Origin of the sequence: Lonepinella sp. BR2474 (assembly GCF_051851555.1) — a bacterium.
Taxonomy (GTDB): Bacteria; Pseudomonadota; Gammaproteobacteria; order Enterobacterales; family Pasteurellaceae; genus Lonepinella.
The window spans coordinates 1-370 of the sequence record NZ_JBPDVH010000028.1 but is presented as its reverse complement, the minus strand read 5'-3'; the positions used below and the strand labels follow the sequence as shown (position 1 = coordinate 370).

Genomic DNA, 370 nt, shown 5'->3' with positions numbered 1-370 from the left:
ACAAATCAAGTCAAATCTCAGCGGGCGATAACGTAACTTATGCTGCAGGTAAAAACCTTGTGGTGAAAATGGAAAATGAGGAGAGTACAAACCCAACCATTACTTATGGTTTAGCTAAAGACATCAATGTCAGTACGATTACTGTTGTCAATCCAGATGATGAAAATGCGAAACCAATCACGATTGCAAACAACACAATCAGTGGTTTAAACAGCACATTGCCTGTAACTAACAGCACAGTAGGTGATGACAACACAGTAAACAAAACCGCACCGACTGATTTAACTGATACACAGTTATCAAGCGCTGCGACGGTAAACGATGTATTAAATGCGGGTTGGAACTTAAAAGAAAACGGCACAGCGAAAGA

The 370-nt window shown here is 40.3% G+C and carries 1 pseudogene; it reads left to right on the top strand.

Features of this window, described 5'->3' with window-relative positions:
• Nucleotides 1–370: pseudogene (locus ACTG7Q_RS10895) on the top strand (hypothetical protein); the annotation flags it as partial.